Below are 24632 nucleotides of genomic sequence, written 5' to 3'. Positions count from 1 at the left end.
TTATCCATGCCCCCTATTTCCAGTGTTGAGGATCTGCTCTATGGCAACCAGAGAACAGGCTATTCATGCGCTGATCGAACCGACGGTCACCTCACTCGGTTTCGAACTGTGGGGTATCGACTACCAGGCGCAGGGCAAGCACTCTCGGCTGATCATCTATATTGATAGCGACAACGGCGTTAATGTCGATGACTGCGCTCAGGTGAGTCGTCAGGTAAGCGCGCTTCTTGATGTAGAAGATCCCATCTCTGGGCATTACAACCTGGAAGTATCTTCTCCTGGTATGGATCGTCCGCTCTATACATTGGCGCAGTTCGAGAAATATGCAGGCCATTACGTGCAGGTACGACTGCGCGAAGCCTTCGAAGACCGGCGCAAGTTCCGCGGCCTTTTGATGGGTATCGAAGAGGAAGACGTCATTATACGCGTCGACCAGGAGGAGTTTGGCTTCCCCATCGAGACGATTGATCGCGCTAACGTAGTGCCGCAGTTTGAAAAGAATGATGGCAAAGGCGGCACGCACTAAGCAGTGATCCAGGCGAACGGCAGCCAACTAGTGCAAATAGCAATGTTGTTTGCAGGACTAAACGATTTATCTGGCGAGGCAAAGACATGAGCAAAGAGATTTTGCTGGTCGTTGACGCAATTTCCAATGAAAAGGGTGTTCCTCGTAATGTCATTTTCGAAGCGGTTGAGTCAGCATTGGCCAGCGCAACGCGCAAACGCTTCGAAGGGCAAGACGTCGACATTCGTGTCACCATCGACCGCACATCGGGAGACTACGAAACGTTTCGCCGTTGGACGGTGGTGCCAGACGAAGATTACACCACCTCTGCGCGTCAGATTCCGGTCTCGGCAGGTGAAGAACGTGAACCGCCCATCGGGCTTGATCATGTTGTAGAAGAACAGATCGAATCCGTTAGCTTTGGTCGTATCGCCGCCCAGACTGCCAAGCAGGTTATCGTCCAGAAGGTACGAGAAGCCGAGCGCGCCGAGATCGTGCGCCAGTACAGCGAGCGTGAAGGCGAGATCGTAGCGGGTGGCGTCAAGAAAACCACACGCGATGGCCTTATCATTGATTTGGGTGATAATGCTGAAGGCTTTTTGCCACGCAGCGAAATGATCCCTGGTGAACGCTATCGTCTTAACGAACGTGTGCGCGCACTGCTGTGGAAGGTGGATGCAGAGGCGCGTGGCTCTCAGCTGATTCTGTCGCGTACCAAGCCCGCTTTCCTGATCGAGCTGTTCCGTATTGAAGTACCGGAAATTGCCGAGCAGCTGATCGAACTCAAGGGTGCGTCTCGTGATCCCGGTTCGCGTGCCAAGATTGCCGTCAAAACCAACGACCGCCGCATTGATCCTGTAGGGGCTTGTGTCGGTATGCGTGGTTCGCGTGTTCAGGCAGTCTCCAACGAGCTTGGCAACGAACGTGTCGATATTATCCTGTGGGATGATAACCCCGCGCAGCTCGTGATCAACGCGATGGCACCTGCGGAAGTGGCGTCGATCATGGTGGATGAAGAAACCCACACCATGGATGTCGCGGTAGGTGAAGATAACCTCGCGCAGGCCATCGGTCGTGCCGGACAAAACGTTCGCCTGGCATCAGAGCTGACCGGCTGGTCGCTGAATGTCATGACCGAAGAAGAAGCTCAGGGCAAACGCGATCAGGAAGTCGATAGCTTTATCGAGTATTTCATCAACCATCTCGAGATTGATGAAGAACTCTCACGGTTGCTGGTGGACGAAGGCTTTACTTCGCTTGAAGAAATTGCCTACGTGCCGCTCGATGAAATGCTGGAAATCGAGGAGCTCGACGAAGATCTGGTAGAAGAGCTGCGCGCGCGTGCCAAGGATGAATTGCTTAATTTGGCCATTGCGAGCGAAGAAACGCTGGCTAACGGCGAAGGCCCGGCAGAAGACTTGCTCGCGATGGAAGGTATGGATCGTGAAACAGCAGTCGCTCTTGCGGGCCGTGGTATTCGCACCATGGAAGATCTGGCCGAACAGTCGGTTGAGGATCTCAAGGATATTGATGGCGTGGACGAAGAACGCGCCGCAGCACTGATTATGACCGCCCGTGCCCCTTGGTTCGAGGGCGAGGCCTAATAACGCGGGCAAGCGTTAACGGCCTTGAAAGCCAGTGGCACAGCCGCTGTTGCAAGCAAGGAAACGGGTTCAGGAGGGTCTTATGGCAGAAACAACAGTTAAGGATTTCGCAGGCAAAGTAGGTCGCACCGTCGATCGTTTGCTCGAACAAATGGGTGAGGCAGGTCTTTCTCATAAATCGGAAAGTGATGTGGTTTCCGAGGAAGACAAGCGCAAGCTGCTCGATTACCTCACCGCTCAGCATGGCGGTACTGGCCCCGGCCGTAACCGCATTACGCTGACGCGTAAAACCAAAAGTCGTATTCGTACCGGCGAGCGCAACAAGACGATCGAGGTGCAGGTACGCAAGAAGCGCACCTATGTGCGTCCTGAGTCCGAGCCTGAACCCGAAGAGACAGTAGAAAAGGCGCCTGCCCAGGCTGCTGACACTGCTGCGCCGGAAGCGCCCGCGCAAGCGCCTGCTGCCAAGGAAGAGGCGTCAGCGCCGACTTCGCCTGAGCAGGCGGCCGTTGCAGCGGTAGTCGCAGAAGAAGGTGGCAATAAAGCCAAAGCCAATGAGTCTGCGCCAGCGGAAGATGTCAATGCCAATGCTCCGTTGAAAGAGCCACGCAACGACACTCGCCGTGGTCGCGGCGATAATGCTGGCAAGAAAACAGGTCGCAAGGGCGGGCCGCGTCGCGATGATGATGATCGCAACGAGCGTAATGAGCGTCGTAGCGGACCGGGTAAAAAGGCCAAGCGTGCCGAGCGTCGCGGCAGCCGTCGTGGTGGTGATCAGAATAACCAGCATGGCTTCCAGCGTCCTACGCAAGCGATCGTGCGCGAAGTCAATATTCCCGAATCAATCAGCGTTGCTGATCTGGCCGACCGTATGTCTGTCAAGGCAGCGGAAGTGATCAAAACCATGTTCACCATGGGCGCAGCGGTCACCATTAACCAAACCATCGACCAGGACACTGCGTCCATCGTGGTTGAGGAAATGGGCCACACGCCCAAGCTGATCAAGGATAACGCCCTCGAAACCGAGGTGCTGGAAGGCATCTCCTACGACGGCGAGCAGGTCACTCGTGCACCGGTTATCACGGTAATGGGCCACGTTGACCATGGTAAAACCTCTCTGCTCGACTACATTCGTCGTGCCAAGGTCGCCACAGGTGAGGCCGGGGGCATTACCCAGCACATCGGCGCTTACCATGTGAAGCAGAACAACGGCGAGCTGACCTTTCTTGATACGCCTGGACACGCTGCCTTCACTGCGATGCGTGCACGCGGTGCGCAGGCTACTGACGTAGTCATCCTGGTCGTTTCGGCGGATGACGGTGTCATGCCGCAAACCATCGAAGCGATTGAGCATGCGCGTGCAGCAGAAGTGCCGCTGGTTGTAGCCGTCAACAAGATTGATAAGGCCGGCGCCGACATTGATCGCGTGCGTAACGAGCTTTCCCAGCACGGTGTTATTTCCGAGGACTGGGGCGGTGATACCCAGTTTGTCGAAGTATCTGCCAAAACCGGGCAGGGCATTGATGAACTGCTCGAAGCGGTACTGCTGGTCTCCGAAGTACTGGAACTGAAGGCAGTGCCCGAAGCACCAGGCAAGGGCGTGGTAATCGAGTCTCGCCTTGACCGTGGTCGCGGCCCGGTCGCTACCGTGCTGGTACAAAACGGTACGCTGCGTAAAGGCGATATCGTGCTGGCAGGCTTGCGCTATGGACGTGTCCGTGCGCTGGTGAACGAACTTGGCCAACAGGTCGATTCTGCTGGCCCGTCCATGCCGGTCGAAGTGCTTGGTCTTGACGGCACGCCAGACGCTGGTGAAGAGTTCAACGTTGTTGATGACGAGAAAAAAGCGCGTGAAGTCGCCAACTTCCGTCACGGCAAATACCGCGAAGTGCGCCTGGCGCGTCAGCAGAAAGCCAAGCTTGAGAACATGTTCTCGCGCATGGAGCAGGAAGATGTTGCACAGGTCAACATCGTGCTCAAGGCTGACGTACAGGGTTCACTTGAAGCCATTCGTCAGGCGCTTGAAGAGCTTTCTACCAGTGAAGTGAAGGTAGCGGTTGTCTCTTCCGGTGTCGGCGGTATTACCGGTACTGATGCCAACCTTGCGGTGGCGTCTGATGCCATTATCGTGGGCTTTAACGTTCGTGCCGATGCCAGCGCGCGTGAGATTATCGACCGCGAAGGGCTCGACCTGCGCTACTACAGCGTCATCTACCAGCTGATCGACGAGGTCAAGCAGGCGATGAGCGGCATGCTGGCGCCCGAATGGAAAGAAGAGATCGTGGGTGTCGCCGAAGTGCGCGACGTATTCCGCGCTCCCAAAATCGGTGCCATTGCCGGCTGTATGGTGGTCGAGGGTACTGTGTACCGCAGCAAGAAAATCCGTGTCCTGCGCGACAACGTGGTCATCTATGAAGGCGAGCTCGAATCACTGCGCCGCTACAAGGATGATGTCAACGAAGTCCGTAACGGCATGGAGTGCGGTATCGGTGTTCGTAACTACAACGATGTCCAGGTCGGCGACAAGATTGAGGTCTTCGATCAGGTGAAAGTAGAACGCTCCCTCTAAAGAGGCGAGCATATCGAGCGGGTAGCACGCGTATAGGTGCTGCCCGCTCGCGTGTTTCTGTCTTATGGAGCGAAGGAGTCTGGATGAGAGAATTCAGCCGAACCGACCGAGTTGCCGAGCAGCTCAAGCAAGAACTGGCGCTGTTGGTACAGAGCGAAGTCAAGGACCCGCGTCTTGGCATGGTCACGATCAGTGACGCCAAGGTGAGTCGCGATCTTGGCTATGCCGATGTGTACTTCACGCTACTGGGTGAGAATGATCCTGAACGTGTGCGCGAGAATCAGAAGATTCTCAAACACGCTGCCGGCTTCCTGCGCACCCAGGTCGCCCGCCGCATGAAGCTGCGTCATATGCCTGAACTGCGCTTTCATTACGATGAGAGCGTTGCGCGAGGCAACGAACTGTCGCAGCTCATTGAGCGTGCCGTTAAAAGTGATCAGTCGCGCCAGAGTGACAGTGACCAGGATGGCTCCAGTCAGAGTGATTCAACGGAGCAGTCGTAATGGCACGTCGTCGTCGCGGACGTGATATCGACGGCGTACTGCTGCTCGACAAACCCAAGGGGCTTAGCTCCAATCAGGCGCTTGGGCGGGTACGCTGGCTTTATCAGGCAGCCAAGGCGGGGCATACCGGTACGCTTGACCCGATGGCTACCGGCCTGCTGCCGGTGTGTCTGGGCGAGGCTACCAAGTTTTCCTCCTTCGCGCTGGAAGCCGATAAAGGCTATATCGCGAGAGTTCAGCTTGGCGTGAGCACCGACAGCGGTGACGCGGAGGGCAAGGTGGTGGCCGAGCACTCCCTTCCGGCGCTAAGCGAATCGCTGCTGCGCAGCACGCTTGAAGCGTTCAAGGGTGAGATAGAACAGGTGCCGCCGATGTTTTCCGCGCTCAAGCATCAGGGGCGTCCGCTCTATGAACTGGCGCGCGAAGGCAAAGAGATTAAGCGTGCGCCAAGGCAGGTTACCCTGTATGATATTGCGCTTCGTGAGTTTGATCTTGAGTCAGGCTGGTTTGATGTTGAGGTGACCTGTAGTAAAGGCACTTATATTCGAACACTGGCCATGGATATCGGCGAAAAGCTGGGGTGTGGTGCCCATTTGACTGCGCTACGGCGCATCAAGACCGGGCGTTTCGATGCTTCAGCGCTGTTATCTATAGAGGCTATCGAAGCGGCTGGCGATACTCGTGATGCGTGGCTACTGCCTCTGGATTGCCTGATCGACCATCTGCCCCGCCTTGATATTGATGCCGAGCGAGCGGCACGGCTCAATCTTGGGCAACAGATTGATGCTGTTGAAGGCAGCGAACCGCTGACCGTCGATAGCACAGCAAGAATTTATTGCGACGAGCGTCTGTTAGGGCTCGTCACAGTGACAGCGCAGGGGTTATTGGCCCCGCGCCGTCTTATGCGCAGTACTGCTACCTGATTGCAGCAGCAATACAGGAGGAGGGCTGCCTTCGCGGAAGACTGCAAATATGCGTGGTCTTCGACACTCTGCTTTTTTCAAAGCATATTGATTTGGAGAAACATCATGGCACTTACTGCCGAGCGTAAAGCTGAAATCGTCAAGGAATTCGGTACTGGCGAAAATGACACTGGCTCCCCCGAAGTTCAGGTTGCCCTGCTGTCTGCCAACATCGACGGCCTGCAGGAACACTTCAAGGATCACAAGCAGGATTTCCATTCCCGCCGTGGTCTGATTCGCATGGTTAGCCAGCGCCGTAAGCTGCTCGACTACCTCAAGGGTAAAAACTTCGAGCGCTATCAGAACCTGATCAAACGTCTTGGCCTGCGTCGCTAATCACGCGCCAAACGGATCGCAAGGCAGCCCTCGTGGCTGCCTTTTTTATGCCTCTATATGCCTCTAATAGGGCAGACGCTAGTGTTCTTTCCTCGTGATGTCTGCACCGACATGGCTACGCGCTTCCCGCTTTTGATGCCGCCCATGCTGCGCGCTCCTGTAGCCATTCTGACAAGGGCGATAACTAACGGGAGAAAGCGGGTGTGCCAGTGACACCGATGCCCCGCTCCTCTAAGATAACGCCGAGCGCATAAAACGCGAACACGACAGAAAAGTAGATATTATTTAAGGAATTCAGAGTGAATCCTGTTTCGAAAACCTTCCAGTATGGCGGCAAGACCGTCACCCTGGAGACGGGCCGTGTAGCCCGTCAGGCGACCGGTAGTGTCATGATCACTATCGACAATACTGCCGTTCTCTGTACCGTTGTGGCCCGCAAGGATGTCAAGGCAGACCAGGACTTCTTCCCGCTGTCCGTCCACTATCAGGAAAAAACCTACGCCGTAGGCAAAATTCCTGGCGGTTTCTTCAAACGCGAAGGACGTCCTACCGAGAAAGAGACGCTGACTTCCCGCCTGATCGACCGTCCGATTCGTCCGCTGTTCCCCAAAGGCTTCATGAACGAAGTGCAGATCATCTGCACGGTGATGTCAGCGGATAAGCAGAACGACCCTGATATTGCGGCCATGCTGGGGACTTCCGCAGCGCTGGCTATCAGCGGCGTGCCTTTCAGTGGGCCAATTGGCGCTGCTCGTGTCGGCTTCACCGAAGATCGCGGCTACTTTATCAACCCCACTCAGGATGAGCTGGCGGGTTCCGAGCTGGACATGGTAGTTGCCGGCACCGATAAAGCCGTGCTGATGGTAGAGTCCGAAGCCAAGGAGCTCTCCGAGGATGAGATGCTGGGAGCTGTTCTTTTCGCTCACCAGGAGATGCAAACCGCGATCTCGGCAATCAAGGAATTTGCGGCTGAAGGCAGCAAGCCTGCCTGGCAGTGGCAGCCAGCAGCAGTGGATACTTCTCTCAAGGATGCTGTGTCGGCAGGTTTCGAAGCGAAGGTAGGCGAGGCGTATCGCATCACCGATAAGCTCAAGCGTCAGGATGCCGTTGCTGCACTCAAGCAGGAAGCCATTCAACTGCTCGCTCAGGGTGATAACAGCCAATATGGTGAAGGCGATGTGGCGGGTGCCTTTGCCGCGCTGGAAAAACGCGTAGTGCGTGAGCGTGTTCTGACCGGTGAGCCGCGTATCGACGGACGCGATCACCGCACTGTTCGTCCGCTGGATATTGGCGTTGGCGTACTGCCGCGCACCCACGGTTCTGCCATGTTTACCCGTGGTGAAACGCAGGCAATTGTTACCACCACCCTGGGCACGCTGAAAGAGTCGCAGCTTATCGAAGGGCTACACGGCGAGCACCGCGATCGCTTCCTGTTCCACTATAACTTCCCTCCTTACAGCGTAGGCGAAGCTGGCTTCTTCGGTTCGCCCAAGCGCCGCGAAATCGGCCACGGCCGCCTCGCCAAGCGCGGTGTCGCTGCCATGATGCCCAATGAGCAGGAGTGGCCTTACACGGTTCGCGTTGTCTCCGAAATTACCGAGTCCAACGGTTCCAGCTCCATGGCATCCGTATGCGGTGCTTCGCTGGCGCTGATGGATGCAGGCGTGCCGCTTAAAACGCCGGTAGCCGGTATTGCGATGGGGCTGGTCAAGGATGGCGAGCGTTTTGCCGTGCTGACTGACATTCTTGGTGACGAAGATCACCTTGGCGACATGGACTTCAAGGTTGCCGGTTCCATCAACGGTGTCACTGCACTGCAGATGGACATCAAGATTGAAGGTATCAACGAAGCGATCATGGAGCAGGCGCTCGATCAGGCATACGAAGCGCGCCAGCACATTCTTGCCCAAATGAATGATGTGATCAGCGCAGGCCGTCAGGAAGTGTCCGATAACGCGCCCGCCATGGTGACCATGCAGATCGCTACCGACAAGATCCGTGATGTGATCGGCAAGGGCGGCGCGACCATTCGCCAGATTTGCGAAGATACCGGCGCTTCCATTGATATTCAGGATGATGGCAGCGTGCGTATCTACGCCGAGAGCAAGGAAGGTTCGCGCAAGGCCGTTGAAACCATCGAAGGGATCGTTGCCGAGCCTGAGATTGGTCGCTTATACCGCGGTAAGGTAGCGCGTCTGGCCGACTTCGGTGCCTTCGTTACGTTCATGCCGGGCACCGATGGTCTTGTGCATATTTCACAGATCGTGCCTGAGCGCGTTAATGACGTGAAAGATTACCTTAGCGAAGGCCAGATGGTTACCGTCAAGGTGCTTGATATCGACAACCGTAATCGCGTCAAGCTCTCTATCAAGGAGATCACTCCTGAAGAGAAAGCGGCTTTCGAAGCTGACCTGGCCGAAAACGACTAGGTTTCGAGTGCTTGCCTAGCGTCAATGGAAAGCCCCACAGGTCATCCTGTGGGGCTTTTGCATAACCTCGATAGCGATATGTTGCACGTTTCTCGTCATCGCGACTTCTGTCTATAGAGACGCTTTTGGCTCAAGGTAACGCATGTAGCGTGAATCAGAATGGTGTGGGCGTAGTCCTTGTGCGATACACACCTTGTTGGATTTGAGTAAGACCCGCATGAACGAACAGACAACAGGTTCTCAACAGAGCCTCCAAAAGAGTATGCAAACGCGCCACATGGTGATGTTGGCGCTGGGCGGTGTTATTGGCACGGGGTTATTTCTTAGCTCTGGTTATTCGATCAATCAGGCCGGCCCCCTGGGGGCGCTGCTCGCTTATATGATCGGCGCGCTGGTGATGTATCTGGTGATGAGCTGCTTGGGTGAACTGGCGGTACAGGTTCCTGAAACCGGCTCATTCAGCGTATATGCCGCCCGATATCTTGGGCCGGGCACGGGCTATACGGTCGCCTGGCTTTACTGGCTCACCTGGGCGGTGGCGATTGGGTCGGAGTTTATCGGTGCAGGCTCACTGATGCGGAAGTGGTTCCCCGATGTACCGGTGGGCGTGTGGTGCGCGGTGTTTGCGGCAGCCATTTTCATCATCAATTCCATCTCGGCACGCACCTTTGCTGAAACCGAATTTTGGCTGTCGATTATCAAGGTAGCCACCGTCATTGTCTTCCTGATTGTCGGTGCCGGTATCCTGATGGGCTTCTCCCACTATCAGGCGCCGGGCCTGTCCAACTTTACGCGGGAAGGTCTCTTTCCTACCGGTAGCTGGTCAATGGTCATGACCTTGCTATTGGTGCTGTTTGCCTTCTCTGGCTCAGAGCTGGTGGCGGTGGCGGCTGGAGAAGCCAAGAATCCGCAGCAAGATCTCAAGAAAGCCATTCGCATGACCATCGTGCGGCTTTCGATCTTCTTCATCGGCACTGTACTGGTGCTGGCAATGCTGATCCCCAGGGAGCAGGCGGGCGTTGATCAAAGCCCCTTCGTCATGGTGTTTGATATGGCGGGCATTCCCTACGCGGGGGATATCGTCAATTTCGTGATCATCACCGCGATGCTATCGGCGGCCAACTCGGGGCTTTATGCGGCTTCGCGCATGCTGTGGACACTCGGCGATCAGGGCTTTATTGCACGTCGTTATGCGCGGCTAACGCGCAAGGGGATTCCGCTGAATGCGGTGATCGTCAGCATGATCGGTTCCTTCGCTTCGCTGGCCAGCAGTATCTATGCGCCCAATACCGTCTATCTGGCGCTGCTGTCGATCTCGGGGCTGGCGGCGGTGCTGGTGTGGATGAGCATTGCGGCGGCACAAATGATGTTCAGGCGCGAGTATGTGCGTAACGGTGGCCGCGTCGAGGATCTGGGCTATCGGGTCAGATGCTATCCGCTTATTCCCATTGCGGCACTGCTGGTGTGCGCCGCATCGCTGGTGGGAGTGGGCTTTGATCCCGAGCAGCGCATCTCGCTCTATATTGGTATTCCGTTTGTGGGCTGGTGCTATCTGGTGCACTGGTGGAAACAGCGCAGACAGGCACGGCGAGGATAGTACCGAAGCGCTATTCAGGCTTGCTGTGTTGATAGGAATACCTGGCTAAACAATGCCCCTGGCAACCGTGTGATAAGCGGTTGTCAGGGGCATTTGCGTGTTGGGGAAGAAGTCGCCGAGCGGCGTGAGCTTTCCCCTGTATGGGCTTCAGGCGCTTTTATGCTCTCAGGAACTTCAAGCGACAGCAGTGTTGAGAGTCACTTCAATATTGTCGATCAGCCGCGTTGTTCCCAACCAGACGGCCACCAGCACTACTACCGCCTGCGTCTCGCTGGTAACGGGCGTCAGATGAATATCTCGGCACTCCAGGTAATCCAGCGTGAAGCCGTCTCTTTCGAGCTGTTGGCGCCCCTCTGTGAGCGCACGCTCAATATCTCCTGAATCACGAATGTTGAGCGCAATATCGCTTAAGCGCTGGCGTATCAAGGCCGCCTGCTGATGCTCCTCGCTGGAGAGATAGCCGTTGCGGGAAGAGAGCGCCAGGCCGCTGTTGTCGCGCACGGTATCGACGCCAACGATCTCGATCGGCATATGCAGGTCGCGCACCATTTTGCGGATGACGCCAAGCTGCTGATAATCCTTCTTGCCGAAAAGCGCGACATCGGGCCAGACGCTATGGAACAGAATCGAGACTACCGAGGCTACACCATCAAAATGGCTCGGGCGTGACCCCGCACACAAGCCTTCTGAAACAGCAGGAACGTGCACTCGAGTAAGATTCTCAAGGCCGTTGGGGTAGATCTCCTGCGCGGAGGGAGCAAACAGCAGATCACAGCCGCTGTCGGCGAGCTGTTGACGATCACTTTCCAGAGTGCGCGGATAGCGGTCGTAATCTTCGTTGGGGCCAAACTGGGTGGGATTGACGAAGATTGATGCCACTACCACATCAGCGTGGCGGCGGGCTTCGCGCACGAGCGTCAAATGCCCTTCATGAAGGTTGCCCATGGTGGGCACCAACGCAATGCGTTGGTGTTGCTGACGTGCTTTGGCGACCTGCTCGCGAATATCGCTGATGGTGGTGATTAATTGCATGGGACAGTGTCCATGGAAGGTTAGAAACAGTGCTCTTCGGCGGGAAACTCATGACTGATGACCGCTTCACGATAGGCTGCGAACGCATCGGCAATGGAGGCTTCACCAAACAGGAAGTTTTTCACGAAGCGAGGGACGCGGCCCTGGGTAGCGCCCAGTACGTCGTGCATCACCAGAATCTGGCCATCGACGTCAGGGCCAGCGCCAATCCCAATCACGGGAATCGCCAGGGCATCCCGCACTTCCTGAGCCAAATCTCGCGGCACACACTCCAGCAGCACCAGTGCTGCTCCAGCTTCTTCGAGAGCCAGCGCATCGTCGATAATGCGCTGAGCATCATCGGGATCACGCCCCTGCACGCGATAGCCGCCAAACGCGTTAACGTGCTGCGGTGTCAGCCCCATATGAGCGCACACCGGCACACCACGCTGCGACAGCGCCTCAACACCTTCCGCCATCCAGCCATTGCCTTCCATTTTGACTACCTGTGCCCCCGCTCGTACCAGCATTGCGGCGTTGTTAAGCAGCTCGGACAGGCTGGCATCCGCCATAAAAGGAAGATCGGCCATAATCAGGCTGTCAACATTGGCGCGCGCCACGCAGCGTGTGTGGTAGGCAATGTCTTCTACCGTGACCGGAAGAGTGGTGGAGTGGCCTTGCAGCACCATTCCCAGGGAGTCGCCGACGAGCAGCACTTCGATGCCAGCATCACTGGCAAGGCGGGCAAAGGTAGCATCGTAGGCTGTCAAACAGCTGAACGAACGGTTCGATTCGCGAAGTCCATTAAGGGTCGACAGCGTAATGGCAGGCATGGTCACTCTCTCATGACAACAGAAAAGGCTAGTGTAGAACGCTTGAGGGGGAGGGAGAATAGCTTAAACGTTCAGTCGTTGTCCTGAAGTGGAATTCTCTTCAGCTGTGCGCGGTCATGGAGAGGCACCCGTGTTTTGATGGCTTGCCCATCGGGTAGCGTTGCTTCCGGTGCTATATCCAGCAGAGGTGCCCAGACAAAGACGCGGTTCAGCATCTCGCGGTGAGGCACTTCCAGCCGGGGAGATAACAACGCGAGCGTGTCGTACAGCAGCAGGTCAAGATCCAGTGTGCGCGGCCCCCAATGGCGAAGCCGTACTCGGCGCTGGGTCTGTTCCAACCGCTGAAGCTGGTCAAGCAGAGCGAGCGGCGTATAGGCCGTATGCAGCTCAACCACCGCATTCACGAAATCGTCCTGATCCTGAGGGCCGACTGGAGTGCTCAGATACAGCGGCGATTGTTGGGCAACTCGGCACAATGGCAGCTGATCGAGTGCCTTGATGGCCTCGATCACTCGGGTGGAGGGCTGATCCAGATTACTGCCCAGCCCGATAAATGCCCGATGTTTCAATAACGAAGCGGTCATGGCACGGCTACGCCTTGGGAGTGCGGCGGCGCGGACGGCGCTTGCGCGGAGGGGGCGGCGTCGGCATAGGAGGAATGTCTTCCGCATCACGCGGAGAGTGGGATACTTCCCTGATCATTGCTTCGCGTTCGCTGACCTCGGCAGTCTGATAATGCTCCCACCAATCGCCCAGCCCTGGGGCTATTTCACCCGCCTGTTCGCGCAACAGAAGGAAATCGAAGGCTGCGCGAAAACGCGGATGATTGAGCGTCTGTTCGGCCCGCTTGCCCTTGCGACGCGGCAGGCGTAGCTGTAATTCCCAGATATCACGCATCGGGAAGCTGAACCGCTTGGGAATGGCCGTATGCTGAATCTGCCGGCCAATTACCTGCTGGGATGCTTGCTGCTGTGCCTGTGCGTGCGGCGCTCCTTCATGCATGGCCGCAATGGTGTCCATGACCACACCCGGCCATAGCAATGCACCGTACAGAAATGCAGGTGTTACCGTCTTGCCTTGCTGAACTCGCTCATCGGTATTGATCAGCGCTTGCTCTACAAAGCGTTCGGCCCAGGATAATACGCTGAAGGCGTCGAAAGTGGCCGGGAACAGCATGGCGAAGACGCCGCGCTCACGCAGGGCGCGATAGGTGGCCAGGGCCGCGCCATTGAGGAACAGCTTGAGCACCTCGTCAAACATGCGCGCAGCCGGAATCGACAGCAGCAAGGGCGCCAGTTCGCTGATCGGCTCCGCTGTACGTGGCTCGATCTCGAAGCCCAGTTTGGCCGCAAAGCGAATCGCGCGCAGCATACGCACGGGGTCTTCACGATAGCGCCGCTCAGGATCGCCAATCAGGCGAACACGGCGCTGTTCGAGATCGTTGATGCCATTGGCCCAGTCGTGAATGGAACGATCCGATACGTCGTAATAGAGCGCATTGATGGTGAAGTCGCGGCGCAACGCATCCTGGTCGATGCTGCCCCAAACGTTATCGCGCAGCAGCATGCCCGCGGCAGAGCGCTGCGAGCGATGATCATCATCTTCGTCATCATGGGTACCACGGAAGGTGGTGACCTCGATGATTTCACGACCGAAGCGGACGTGCACGATACGGAAACGACGACCAATGATGACCGCGTTGCGGAACAGGGATTTCACCTGGTCAGGTGTTGCATTGGTGGCGACGTCAAAGTCCTTGGGATGTGCGCCCAAAAGACCGTCGCGCACGCAGCCGCCTACCAGATACGATTCATAACCGGAACTGTTAAGACGCTGAAGAACCTTGATCGCGTTTTCGCTGAGCATGCTCCTCGAAAGGGAGTGCTCTTCGCGGGAAAGTATTCGGGGTGCCGGTTGGGAGGGCTGTGAGCCAGCTTGGTTTTTCAAACCTTTACGATGCCTGAAGTGATCGGGGTGCCGTTGGCACGTGATTAGATAGGCTCAGTTTAACCAAGGCGTCGGGGGTTGCAAAGTCACAGCAGGGGGCATGTCTGTCATGGATAATAAAAAGGAGGCTTGCGCCTCCTTCATACCCACGCTGAGCAAAGTGCCATGTGCATTGTCACTGGGCGGTATGAATCGAGAAACAGTGCCGTCGCCATTATTGTTGTTCTTGGCATCGGGTGATGGGTCTATTGTTGTTGTTCGTGACCCTTGTCCGATAGCAATGTCTCGATGCTGCTTTCACCGCTCGTTGCGGAACACCCTTTCGTTGGCGGTGCTCTTCATGCTCTGGAAGAGATATTGTTGTTATTGCTCTTCCGACACCCAGCGATACCTGCTGTTGTTATTGTTGCGGCAGTCGCTGCTGTTCTTTTTCTTGCTTCGTATTATGCGTGACTCGTGCCAGTTTTTAATTTTCATTTAATAATCATTAGGTTAACTGGAGAAGGGCTGTTGGGTTATTGGAGCAGGCGGCGCTAAGCATTGATTCGACAGAGCTTTTTGATCCAAAGGGGTGCGGGCACTCTTTTTTGGTGCACATTTTTTCAACACTGAGACAGGCGTGAAGTATTGGGACGATTAGCTGTCTTTATGAACTACGTCGGCGGAGGGCAGTTGCTCTACCTGCCAGTTGTGCCGTGCCCAATGAAGCTGCTCTGTAACAGGGGCATGGCGCAGTTCCGCTGGGGGCTGCTGGCCTAGAGTGTTGATGGCATCGAAAAGGCAGGCGCGTATTTTATCGCCGTTGTCAGGCAGGGCGGGGGCGAGGTTCTGTTTTGATAGCTTCTGGCCGTTGGACGCGGTAGCCAATGGCAAGTGAAGGTAATGAGGCGTGGGGTAGTGAAGGTGCTGTTGCAATAACAGCTGCCATGGCGTGTTATCGAGCAGATCCGCGCCGCGTACCACGTCGGTGATGCCCTGAGCGTTATCGTCAACGACGACCGCAAGCTGATAGGCCCACCAGCCGTCTCTGCGCTTAATCACCACATCGCTTAGATCGGCAAGCGGCCATTTCTGCCTTCCCATGCGCCGATCCTGCCAGCTCACTTCAGCAGTTGGAGCCGAGTGAGCGATGCGCAGACGCCATGCCGGCGCTCGATCAGGGTGGCGATTGCCATCGCGGCACCAGCCGGGGTAGAGAGCGAACGCCTGCCACTCTTTACGCGAGCATCCGCAAGGATAGGCGCATCCATCGTGTTTGAGCAGATCAAGCGCTGCCTGATAGAGATCGCTGCGCTGGTGCTGATAGATCACCTCGCCATCCCATTCCAGCCCGAAGTTATCCAGTTGCCCAAGAATGATGCTGCTGGCACCCGCAGGACAGCGAGGCACGTCAACATCTTCTATACGTACCCGCCACTGCCCACCGCTCGCCCGTGCATCCAGCCAGCTCGCCAGTGCCGCTATTAAAGAGCCGAAATGCAGCGGCCCTGACGGGGTAGGGGCGAAGCGTCCGCAGTATAAGGGCGAATCACTCATTGCTTCTGAATGGCGTCAGGCACGGCCTGCCAGCCCTTGCCACTGCGTTTTAGCGCAGGAATATGTCCCAGGCTGATGACGTTGTCTGCCCAGCCCGGCTCGAATTCATTGAGCGTATGTACCCAGCGATCCCCTTCCGTGAGCGCAACGGCGAGCGCCACCGTATCAGCTTCCAGACGCTTGAGCAGACGTAATGCCGCCTGTGCAGTACCTGCCGTAGAAATCGCATCGTCGATGAGCAGCACCCTTTTGCCTGCCACCCGCTCGGCCAGATTAGGATCAAGATAGAGATGGCGGTTGGTGCCTAACGAGGTAATCGACGAGGCTGGCTCACTGTAGCGATCATCGAACCAGAACTTGCGCGACTGCCCTAATGCCACATAGTGATGATGCCCCAGATGCTCGGCGATGACGCGCGCATAGTGAAGGCCAGAGGTAGGAACCCCGACGATAACGTCAGGTGCAAGTGGCACTATTTTGGGAAGCAGGCGCCCAATCAACTGCTCATCGACGCTGAAACTTACCTGATTCGACATCAGTAGAGCGATGGCGGCTCTCTTGTTGGGAAGCGGTTTGATCGGCAGATCGAGAACGCTATCGTCATCCAGCGTGACTCGAAACATGCCATCTTCTACAGGTGGTGCATCGCTGGCGCTGGCAAAAAAACAGACATTGTTTCCGTGAGGTGCATTACTGCCCATGAGCCTTGTTACCCTTGCTGGTGAGGTGAAGCGTAAAGCGGCGTGTGGCTGTTTCCGGTCAACTGCTGGTCATTATCGTCAGGTGCAGTATAACGAAATCATGGTCGGTATCATGCGGGAAGGAGCGTGACGATGCACATCACGTTGCGCGAGTGCGAACAATAGAAGAGAAGCAGGCCCCGGCGAATGCCGGAGCTGCTTGTGGCGGATGACAGCGCAACTCGACTAATTGCCGAGCTGCTTTTCCTTCAGCTCCGCAAGCGTTTTGCAATCGACGCACAGGGTAGCAGTGGGGCGTGCTTCGAGACGGCGAATGCCGATTTCGACGCCGCATGCTTCACAGAAACCGTAGTCATCTTCGTCGATGCGCTCCATGGTTTCGTTGATCTTCTTCAGCAGCTTGCGCTCGCGATCGCGGGTACGCAGTTCGAGGCTAAAGCCCTCTTCCTGAGTTGCGCGGTCGGAAGGATCAGCGAAGTTGTTGGCTTCTTCCTGAAGATGACGAACAGTGCGATCCACTTCCTGCATCAGATCGCTTTTCCACTCCAGCAGGATGCCGCGAAAGTGCTGAAGCTGCTTGTCGTTCATGTACTCTTCACCCGGTTCCGCCTGGTACGGGGTGAACTTAGAGAGCGCTTCTTTCAGCGCATCCGGTTGCTTTTCGGCTACTGCCATGGGGATGCCTCATTACGCAGTGTGTCTTGGCTCAAGGGCCGCCGTTGTATACCCTCGCGGGTACTCATGTTCTACCGAAGGGCCAGTCTTTTATAGAAAAATGCGCCACAATGCAACCCGAGCAGGCCCTCTTTCAGTAAATGGCGCATTATCCCTTCCTTTGGCTTAAGGCTTCTTTCTCTTGAAAATCAGCTTCCTTCGCACTGGAACGCTGGTAAAGCGCTATAAGCGCTTTCTGGCCGATATCACTTTTGCCACCGGAGAAACGGTGACGGCGCACTGTGCCAATACTGGCGCAATGCGTGGCCTCAACCAGCCCGGCGCTACCGTATGGCTGTCATATCACAACAATCCCAAACGCAAGCTGGCGTGGAGCTGGGAGCTTATTGAGCTGCCTACCGCAACGGGTGGCGTGGCAATGGCGAGTATCAACACTGCGCGCGCAAACGCGTTGGTGCGTGAAGCACTCGAGGCTGGCGTGATTAGCGAGTTGGCGGGTGGTAGCCATATCCGGCCGGAAGTAAAGGTGGGCGATGCTCGCCTGGATTTCGAACTGCAAGTAGATCACTGCCACTGTTTCGTGGAAGTCAAACAGGTGACGCTGCTTGAAGAGAACGGTATTGGCTATTTCCCCGATGCCGTGAGCGTGAGGGGGCTTAAGCACCTCAACACGTTAGCGACGCTGGCACGTCACGGCAAACGAGCGGTGCTGCTGTTCTGTGTGGCTCACACGGGGATCAACGAAGTTCGCCCAGCAGCGCATATTGATCCTGCCTATGCCAAGGGCCTGAAGGACGCTATCCAGTCTGGTGTGGAGGTGCTGGCCTACCGTTGTCGTATTGATGCCCGAGAAAAGCAAGCGGAGATAGCGCTCGCCTCTGCGCTCAAGGTAGTGGTGGAGTAGCTTTTTCTGAGGGAAGGCGTCTCACACGCAGCGGGCTTCTGGCTTTTTGCAGCGCTGCTGTGCCCCATGCACGGCGGATGTTATTGAGCTGTTCTGCACATAACAACGGCCCTGAGCAGGGCCGTTGCTGGTGGCGAGATTAATGCTTCTCTTCACTGTCATTGAAGCGATCTTCGATATAGGTGATTTTCGTCTTGCCATGAGGCGCGGGCTGACCATCCTCCCCCATATTGACAAAGACCAGTTTTTCGATGGTGAGAATGCTCTTGCGCGTAATCTTGTTACGCACATGGCACTTCAGGGTGATCGAGGTTTTACCAAAGTGCGTGGCGGTTAACCCTAGCTCGATAATGTCGCCTTCCGTTGCGCTTGAGAGGAAGTTGATTTCCGATACGAACTTGGTAACTACCTTGGGATTATCCAGCTGAATAATGCTGTAAATGGCGGCTTCTTCGTCGATCCAGCGCAAAAGGCTGCCGCCAAACAGCGTGCCATTGGGGTTAAGATCAGCCGGTTTTATCCACTTGCGGGTATGAAAGTTCATGTGAAGTGCCTCCCTGTATCTATGGAAAAGGGGCGTTGGTCAGTCATGGAGATACTAGCGCTTGACGCGGAATATGGCAGTTTCGCCGAGCAGATTGCGCCAGCGCCCTACGCCACGCCATGAGTCACCGCGACCAATGACCTGGTCCACAATGGTATACCCGTTGTCCTCGCACAAGCGCGCAAAATCCTTGAAGGTCGATAGGTGAATATTGGGCGTGTCGTACCATGCGTGAGGCAGCGACGATGATACGGGCATTCGGCCCTTCAGCCCCAGGTGCAGGCGGTGCCGCCAGTACGCGAAGTTGGGGAAGGTAATAATGCATTCGCGGGCAACGCGCAGCATTTCATTGAGCGCGAAATCGGGGCGTTCCAGCGCTTGCAGTGCTTCCGTCATCACGACCAGATCGAATGAGTCGGCGGGAAAGTTGCTCAGGCCATCGTCGATATTTTGCTCAATAACATCTACGCCTCGCGCAATGCAGGCGTTAATGCCCTGATGGTCAATCTCCAGCCCATAGCCGGTCACATCCTTGTGGCGCGCCAAATGATCGAGCAGATCACCTTCGCCGCACGCCAGGTCAAGAATGCGTGAATGCGGGGGAACCCAGTCGTAGATAAGGGCCAGGTCGCGGCGCAGTGTGGTCATGATGAAGCCTCCTCGGCCGTGGTGCTGGCAGCAAGGCCGAGCGTATCCCCTGCCTGCCTCAGAAATCCTCCCAGCACCGCTTCATAGCGGGGGTGGGGCAGCAGGAACGCATCATGCCCGTAGGAGGAGTCGATATTGGCGTAGCTTACCCGCTTGCCGGCCAATACCAATGCATCTACCAGCTCCCGTGAGCGCGAGGGAGCGAAGCGCCAGTCAGTGGTAAAGCTGACGACCAGGAAGCGACTTTGAGCAGGGGTGAGTGCTTGAGCCAGATCGCCATCGGCTTCACCTGCTGGATCGAAGTAATCCAGCGCTTTGGTCATGAGCAGGTAGGTGTTGGCATCAAAGCGATCAGAAAAGTTCTTGCCCTGATAACGCAGATACGATTCCACTTCGAACTCGATACCGTAGCCAAAATTCAGTTCGTTACGTACATCGCGCCCAAACTTGTTGCCCATCGCCAGTTCTGACAGATAGGTAATATGGCCCACCATGCGTGCCAGGCGTAATCCACGTCTGGGCAGGGTTTGATGCTCGCTATACCAGCCATCACGAAAATCGGGGTCAGAGCGAATCGCCTGTCGGGCCACTTCATTGAAGGCGATATTTTGTGCGGTCAGTTTGGGGGTGGTGGCGATAGCGGCCGTATGGCTGACACGTTCAGGGTAGCTGAGCGACCATTGGATCGCCTGCATGCCTCCCAGGCTGCCGCCTACCACTGCGGCGAAGTGTGTGATGCCCAGATGGTCGGCCAGTCGCGCCTGACTCTCGACCCAATCGTGTACGGTCATTAGCGGGAAGTCAGGCCCCCAGATGCGCCCTGTATCAGGGTTGATCGACGTTGGCCCGGTACTGCCGTCACAACCTCCAAGGTTGTTAAGGGAAATGACAAAGAACCGGTTGGTATCAATACTTTTTCCGGGGCCGATATAGGCATCCCACCAGCCTGGCTTCTTGTCGCCCTCATGCCAGCCCGCAGCATGATGGTTGCCCGTGAGCGCATGGCAGATCAGTACCGCATTGGTACGCTGCTCATTCAGCGTGCCGTAGGTTTCATACACCAGCTCATAACGCTCCAGAGAGCGCCCGCAGGCCAGTTGCAGCGGCGTATCAAAGTGCGCTGTTTTTGTTTCGACAATACCGATGGAATCGGCAGGCAACGTATTCACGAGAGAATTACCGCCATCACAAGCCGGTTAGCCAGCGCGCTGACGCCGTATTCCAGAAAATTGATCAGTAGAAACGCAATGATAGGGGAGAGGTCCAGCATTCCCAGCGGCGGAATAACCTTGCGCAAGGGCGCCATGACCGGCTCGGTCAGCTGGCGGATAAGCATGGGGGCCGGGTGATTGTCCTGGGGCGCAATCCAGCTCATCACAACCATCAGAATGAGCGCATACCAATAGACCTGAAGCAGCATCAGTATCACGCCAGCGACTGCCGCAATCAGTAGCGGGCCGACGCCATATACCTGATTCCCTGTTAGTACCAACGCAATCACCTTGACGACGAGTGCGGCGATAACCGTAGCGAGATCAAAGCGTCCGGCGATAGGACGAATAACCTTCTGAATGGGTTTGATGAGCCAATTGGTTGCCCTGATAACGCCATGCGCAATCGGATTGTAGCCATCTACTCTCGAAGCGTGCATGGCGAATCGTGCCATCAGGACGAAAATAAAGAAGCTGAAAATAAAATTGATCAAGCCGGGGCCTGAAAGAAGGGACTGACCCATGGTGCTACTCCGTCACTTGCTGTGTCGGCCCGGTAAAAAGCCTGTCGTTGAACACCGGGCCGCTGAGGCTGATTCGATCAGCTTTATAGGGCGCGTTTCAGTGCGCCGTAACTTCGTCAGGGATATTTCAGGGGGTGTCGAGCTGCTCGGCCAACTCCTCTGCCCGCTGTGCGCACGCGTCACATGCTGTTTTCACCAGCGCTTCGAAGCCGCCGCGCTCAAGGGCAAAAATGGCTTGCTCGGTGGTGCCTTTCGGTGACATGACCTTGCGTTTCAGGGTAGCCGGATCATCTTCGCCCAATGTACACATCTCTGCGGCACCCAGCGCCGTTTGAATGGCCAGACGGCGAGCACTTTCACGCGGTAGCCCTTGATCGACACCTGCGTTCTCAAGGGATTCCACCATATAGTAAAAGTAGGCGGGAGCGCTGCCAGCGATCGCCGTTATGGCACTTAGCAGGGATTCTTCCTCTACCCACTCAATGATTCCCACCGCCTGCATGATTTCGGCGGCAATACTACGCTGTTTTTCATCCACCTTGTCGTTGGCATAAAGGCCCGCGGCTCCGCGTCCGAGTAGGGAAGGAGTATTGGGCATGGTGCGAATAACGCTGATGCCGTCACCCAGCCAGCGTTCGATGGCTTCGCAGCGAATGCCGGCGGCCACGGACATCACCAATGGCTGCTTCTGCTGAATATCGTCCTTGATCGAGGCACACACAGCGGCAAGCCCTTGCGGTTTGACCGAAAGAATAACAACGTCGGCGCGAGCTACCGCAGCATTATTGTCAGTGGTGGTATTAATTCCCAACTGCTGTGCCAATGGTGCCAGGGTTTCATCGCGCGTGGCGGTAGCGGTAATTTCGGTGGCGGGATGGCCGTTGTGAATCAATCCGCGGATGATGGCCTGGGCCATGTGTCCCGCGCCAATAAACGTAATGTGACTTGGCATCGTGCCTCCTGAATAGAGAGTAAGAACGACAGTCGAAGGGCTGTCGTGAATGTCTGGAATCAAGCGATGGGCGGGCGAGGGCCAAACAGTGCTGTGCCCACTCGTACCATAGTTGTGCCTTCATCAATGGCGGCTTCCATATCACCACTCATTCCCATCGAGAGGGTATCCAGTTTGAGAGTGGACAGTTGCTCGTTCAGCTGCGCCATCAGCTCGCGCAGCTTTTTAAAGGAGAGGTGCTGCGCTGATACGTCGGATGTGGGGGCAGGCAGTGCCATCAGACCACGCAATTGCAGCCCCGGTAATTCGGCGACACTGGCAGCCAGTGCGGGCAGCGTTTCCGGGGTAACGCCTGATTTGCTCTCTTCCCCGCTCACATTCACTTGAATACATACCTGAAGCGGGGGGAGATTGCTGGGCCGCTGGTCGCTTAAACGTTTCGCTACCTTCTCACGATCAACGCTGTGTACCCAAGCAAAGTGATGGGCGATATCGCGGGTCTTGTTCGATTGAATAGGGCCGATGAAATGCCACTCTATATCGAGTGATGGCAGTGCCTGCTGCTTTTCCAGGGCTTGCTGAAGGTAATTTTCACCGAACGCACGCTGGCCCAGATCATATAGTTCGGCAACTTGCTGCGGCGTCTGCATTTTGCTGACCGCGAGCAGCTTGACACTACCTGGCTCGCGTTGGGAATGCGCCACTGCATTATGTAAACGGGTATTCACCGCGCTGAAGCGCTGCTGCGCAAGTGAAGCAGAGATATCCTGGGCAGACATGAGGGTTCCTGAAGGGCTGCGTTGCACGTCTTGGTCAGAAGTTGGATATTACCCAACTGGCGTGCATGACGCCAAAGGTGCCTGCGAAGAAATGTCCCTGGTGAGCGTGGTACACTTCGTATCTTTAATGGCGAGGCGCAATAGTAGGCGCGGCCTCCGCGAGTATTCTTCTTTTCTTACATCTGTAGACGGCCTGAGAGATGCGCAATGAGTGATGTTGCCCAAGCGTTTGAGTTGATCAAGCGCGGAACTGACGAGATTCTCCTCGAACAAACCCTGTTGGATAAACTTCAGTCCGGCAAAAAACTGCGCATCAAGGCTGGATTTGATCCGACCGCTCCTGACCTGCACCTTGGGCACAGCGTGCTGTTGACCAAGCTGCGCCAGTTCCAGGACCTGGGGCATACGGTGATTTTCCTGATTGGCGACTTTACCGGCATGATCGGTGATCCTACTGGGAAGAGCGCGACACGGCCGCCGCTTACTACAGAGCAGGTCAAGACCAACGCTGAAACCTATAAAGAGCAGGTGTTCAAGATTCTCGACGCCGACAAGACCGAGCTGCGCTTCAATTCGGAGTGGTTCGGTGCGATGTCGGCAGGCGACATGATCAAGCTGGCGTCACAAAGCACAGTGGCGCGCATGCTTGAACGTGACGATTTTGAAAAGCGCTATAACGCTAATCAGTCGATCGCCATTCATGAATTCCTGTATCCGCTGGTACAGGGGTACGACTCGGTAGCGCTAGAGGCGGATGTCGAGCTGGGCGGTACCGATCAAAAATTCAACTTGCTGATGGGGCGCGAGTTGCAGAAGCATTTTGGGCAACCACCTCAGGTGGTCATCACCATGCCGCTGCTCGAAGGGCTAGATGGTGTGCAAAAGATGTCCAAGTCGCTGAATAACTATGTGGGCCTTGAAGACTCCCCTGGGGTGATGTTCAACAAGCTGGTATCTATGCCGGATGCCCTGATCTGGAAGTATTTTGATCTGCTCTCCCTGAAGTCCAACGAAGAGCTGGATGCGTTGAAGCAACAGGTAGAAGAGGGTGCTAACCCGCGTGATATCAAAATGGAGTTCGCGCGCGAGATCATTACCCGCTATCACGGTGCCGAAGCAGCGACCAATGCTCACAAGGCTAACGGTAATGTTTTGGGTGATGGTGAGGTACCTGAGGATATCGCAGAAGTCGAGGTCTCCTTCGACGGCAATGGCGGAGCGCCAATCGCCTATGTGCTCAACCGTGCCGGATTGGTGAAAAACAGTGCCCAGGCCAAGGATCTGCTGGGCAACCAGCGCGTTAAGGTGGATGGAGAAGTCATCGCCAAGGATGCGCTGCTGGCCTTTGATCGCGCTTATGTCATTCAGGCAGGCAAACGCAACTTTGCTAAGGTGACAGTCGTTTCCGGCGCCTGAATATAGCCATATGCAGATGGTGCAGAACCGCTCTTCCCGTGGGAGAGCGGTTCTCTTTTTTCGGCTTGTTTCACTTTTGTTTAAATTCTTTTCCAAAAGCCCTTGCCAAGAGGCGGTGTGGTGCGTAAAGTACGCCTCCATCGCTGGGGCAGGGCCTCAACGAGGAAGTCAGCAAGGTTTTCAAGTTGTTGATTTCCGGAAGAAAATCGCTGAGTTGTTGAATTAACGGAAACGTTAACGAAAACAAAAAAGCAGTTGACTTCCACTCAGGATTGCGTAGAATACGCATCCACTTGAACGGAGCAGTTCACCGCTTCTTTCAACGCTCTTTAAAAAATCGATCAGACAATTTGTGTGGGCGCTCGTTTCGATTCGGACGGCAACGTCACTCACCACTGCTCTTACGAGCAACGCCTTTTATTCTGTATCAGGCGGGTGAGATTAAG

General features: G+C 55.9%; 24 protein-coding genes. 11 read left to right on the top strand and 13 right to left on the bottom strand.

What is annotated here, in order from left to right; genetic code table 11:
- Positions 1 to 40: 40 nt before the first annotated feature.
- From rimP to L881_RS0100655, 8 genes are all read left to right on the top strand, one after another.
- On the top strand, positions 41 to 526 hold the full coding sequence (gene rimP, locus L881_RS0100690) for a ribosome maturation factor RimP (RefSeq protein WP_025731812.1): 486 nt from the start codon (positions 41 to 43) through the stop codon (positions 524 to 526).
- A gap of 86 nt (positions 527 to 612) precedes the next feature.
- The gene (gene nusA / locus L881_RS0100685) at positions 613 to 2109 is read left to right on the top strand and encodes a transcription termination factor NusA (RefSeq protein ID WP_025731811.1); all 1497 of its coding nucleotides are present in this window, start codon (positions 613 to 615) and stop codon (positions 2107 to 2109) included.
- 82 nt (positions 2110 to 2191) lie between these two features.
- The gene (gene infB, locus L881_RS0100680) at positions 2192 to 4678 is read left to right on the top strand and encodes a translation initiation factor IF-2 (RefSeq protein ID WP_025731810.1); all 2487 of its coding nucleotides are present in this window, start codon (positions 2192 to 2194) and stop codon (positions 4676 to 4678) included.
- Positions 4679 to 4761: 83 nt separating this feature from the next.
- Complete coding sequence (gene rbfA, locus L881_RS0100675; protein ID WP_025731809.1) at positions 4762 to 5181, top strand: 30S ribosome-binding factor RbfA; 420 nt, start codon at positions 4762 to 4764, stop codon at positions 5179 to 5181.
- Positions 5181 to 6104: a tRNA pseudouridine(55) synthase TruB gene (gene truB / locus L881_RS0100670; RefSeq protein WP_025731807.1), complete on the top strand. Its 924-nt coding sequence runs from the start codon at positions 5181 to 5183 to the stop codon at positions 6102 to 6104. Before rbfA ends, truB begins: the two co-directional genes overlap by 1 nt.
- A gap of 105 nt (positions 6105 to 6209) precedes the next feature.
- Positions 6210 to 6479 (top strand): 30S ribosomal protein S15, encoded by a 270-nt coding sequence (rpsO, locus tag L881_RS0100665; RefSeq protein WP_025731806.1) that lies wholly within the window; start codon positions 6210 to 6212, stop codon positions 6477 to 6479.
- Between the two features lie 299 nt (positions 6480 to 6778).
- Positions 6779 to 8908, top strand: a complete 2130-nt coding sequence (pnp, locus tag L881_RS0100660) for a polyribonucleotide nucleotidyltransferase (protein WP_025731805.1) — start codon at positions 6779 to 6781, stop codon at positions 8906 to 8908.
- Positions 8909 to 9170: 262 nt separating this feature from the next.
- Entirely contained in the window at positions 9171 to 10505 is a 1335-nt protein-coding gene (locus L881_RS0100655; RefSeq protein WP_025731804.1) for an amino acid permease, read from the top strand.
- A 174-nt stretch (positions 10506 to 10679) separates the two neighbouring features.
- On the opposite strand, the gene panC is transcribed toward L881_RS0100655, so the two are convergent.
- The 6 genes from panC to L881_RS0100625 form a co-directional block, all read right to left on the bottom strand.
- Positions 10680 to 11537 (bottom strand): pantoate--beta-alanine ligase, encoded by an 858-nt coding sequence (gene panC, locus L881_RS0100650; RefSeq protein ID WP_025731803.1) that lies wholly within the window; start codon positions 11535 to 11537, stop codon positions 10680 to 10682.
- A 20-nt stretch (positions 11538 to 11557) separates the two neighbouring features.
- Positions 11558 to 12349 (bottom strand): 3-methyl-2-oxobutanoate hydroxymethyltransferase, encoded by a 792-nt coding sequence (panB, locus tag L881_RS0100645; RefSeq protein WP_025731802.1) that lies wholly within the window; start codon positions 12347 to 12349, stop codon positions 11558 to 11560.
- A 71-nt stretch (positions 12350 to 12420) separates the two neighbouring features.
- A complete protein-coding gene (folK, locus tag L881_RS0100640; protein WP_025731801.1) occupies positions 12421 to 12933 on the bottom strand; it encodes a 2-amino-4-hydroxy-6-hydroxymethyldihydropteridine diphosphokinase in 513 nt (170 codons plus the stop codon).
- A 7-nt stretch (positions 12934 to 12940) separates the two neighbouring features.
- Positions 12941 to 14296 carry a polynucleotide adenylyltransferase PcnB gene (gene pcnB / locus L881_RS0100635; RefSeq protein WP_051464753.1) on the bottom strand — a complete coding sequence of 452 codons (1356 nt, stop codon included), beginning with the start codon at positions 14294 to 14296 and terminating at the stop codon, positions 12941 to 12943.
- Between the two features lie 636 nt (positions 14297 to 14932).
- Positions 14933 to 15832, bottom strand: a complete 900-nt coding sequence (gene gluQRS / locus L881_RS0100630; RefSeq protein ID WP_025731799.1) for a tRNA glutamyl-Q(34) synthetase GluQRS — start codon at positions 15830 to 15832, stop codon at positions 14933 to 14935.
- Positions 15829 to 16533 carry a phosphoribosyltransferase gene (locus L881_RS0100625; RefSeq protein ID WP_025731798.1) on the bottom strand — a complete coding sequence of 235 codons (705 nt, stop codon included), beginning with the start codon at positions 16531 to 16533 and terminating at the stop codon, positions 15829 to 15831. The genes gluQRS and L881_RS0100625 overlap by 4 nt, the downstream gene beginning before the upstream one ends.
- On the opposite strand from L881_RS0100625, the gene L881_RS14015 reads away from it, so the two are divergent.
- Positions 16532 to 16663: a hypothetical protein gene (locus L881_RS14015; protein ID WP_281172162.1), complete on the top strand. Its 132-nt coding sequence runs from the start codon at positions 16532 to 16534 to the stop codon at positions 16661 to 16663. The genes L881_RS0100625 and L881_RS14015 overlap by 2 nt on opposite strands.
- Positions 16664 to 16758: 95 nt before the next feature.
- On the opposite strand, the gene dksA is transcribed toward L881_RS14015, so the two are convergent.
- Positions 16759 to 17208, bottom strand: a complete 450-nt coding sequence (dksA, locus tag L881_RS0100620) for an RNA polymerase-binding protein DksA (RefSeq protein ID WP_025731797.1) — start codon at positions 17206 to 17208, stop codon at positions 16759 to 16761.
- 181 nt (positions 17209 to 17389) lie between these two features.
- Between dksA and sfsA the strand changes: the two genes are divergently transcribed.
- The gene (gene sfsA / locus L881_RS0100615; protein WP_025731796.1) at positions 17390 to 18112 is read left to right on the top strand and encodes a DNA/RNA nuclease SfsA; all 723 of its coding nucleotides are present in this window, start codon (positions 17390 to 17392) and stop codon (positions 18110 to 18112) included.
- 139 nt (positions 18113 to 18251) lie between these two features.
- Here sfsA and L881_RS0100610 read toward each other — a convergent pair whose 3' ends face one another.
- From L881_RS0100610 to L881_RS0100585, 6 genes are all read right to left on the bottom strand, one after another.
- The gene (locus L881_RS0100610; protein WP_025731795.1) at positions 18252 to 18656 is read right to left on the bottom strand and encodes an acyl-CoA thioesterase; all 405 of its coding nucleotides are present in this window, start codon (positions 18654 to 18656) and stop codon (positions 18252 to 18254) included.
- Between the two features lie 54 nt (positions 18657 to 18710).
- A complete protein-coding gene (gene metW / locus L881_RS0100605) occupies positions 18711 to 19295 on the bottom strand; it encodes a methionine biosynthesis protein MetW (RefSeq protein ID WP_025731794.1) in 585 nt (194 codons plus the stop codon).
- A gap of 5 nt (positions 19296 to 19300) precedes the next feature.
- Positions 19301 to 20473 carry a homoserine O-succinyltransferase MetX gene (gene metX, locus L881_RS0100600; RefSeq protein ID WP_025731793.1) on the bottom strand — a complete coding sequence of 391 codons (1173 nt, stop codon included), beginning with the start codon at positions 20471 to 20473 and terminating at the stop codon, positions 19301 to 19303.
- Entirely contained in the window at positions 20470 to 21039 is a 570-nt protein-coding gene (locus L881_RS0100595; RefSeq protein WP_025731792.1) for a YggT family protein, read from the bottom strand. The genes metX and L881_RS0100595 overlap by 4 nt, the downstream gene beginning before the upstream one ends.
- Before the next feature lie 127 nt (positions 21040 to 21166).
- The gene (gene proC / locus L881_RS0100590; RefSeq protein ID WP_025731791.1) at positions 21167 to 21991 is read right to left on the bottom strand and encodes a pyrroline-5-carboxylate reductase; all 825 of its coding nucleotides are present in this window, start codon (positions 21989 to 21991) and stop codon (positions 21167 to 21169) included.
- Between the two features lie 59 nt (positions 21992 to 22050).
- Positions 22051 to 22770 (bottom strand): YggS family pyridoxal phosphate-dependent enzyme, encoded by a 720-nt coding sequence (locus tag L881_RS0100585; protein ID WP_025731790.1) that lies wholly within the window; start codon positions 22768 to 22770, stop codon positions 22051 to 22053.
- A 207-nt stretch (positions 22771 to 22977) separates the two neighbouring features.
- Between L881_RS0100585 and tyrS the strand changes: the two genes are divergently transcribed.
- Positions 22978 to 24186 carry a tyrosine--tRNA ligase gene (gene tyrS, locus L881_RS0100580; protein WP_025731789.1) on the top strand — a complete coding sequence of 403 codons (1209 nt, stop codon included), beginning with the start codon at positions 22978 to 22980 and terminating at the stop codon, positions 24184 to 24186.
- Positions 24187 to 24632 lie beyond the last annotated feature (446 nt).

Source organism: Carnimonas nigrificans ATCC BAA-78 (genome assembly GCF_000526695.1).
GTDB classification, from domain to species: domain Bacteria; phylum Pseudomonadota; class Gammaproteobacteria; order Pseudomonadales; family Halomonadaceae; genus Carnimonas; species Carnimonas nigrificans.
The sequence above is the reverse complement of the archived record's forward strand: the minus strand, read 5'-3'. Positions and strand labels throughout refer to the sequence as shown.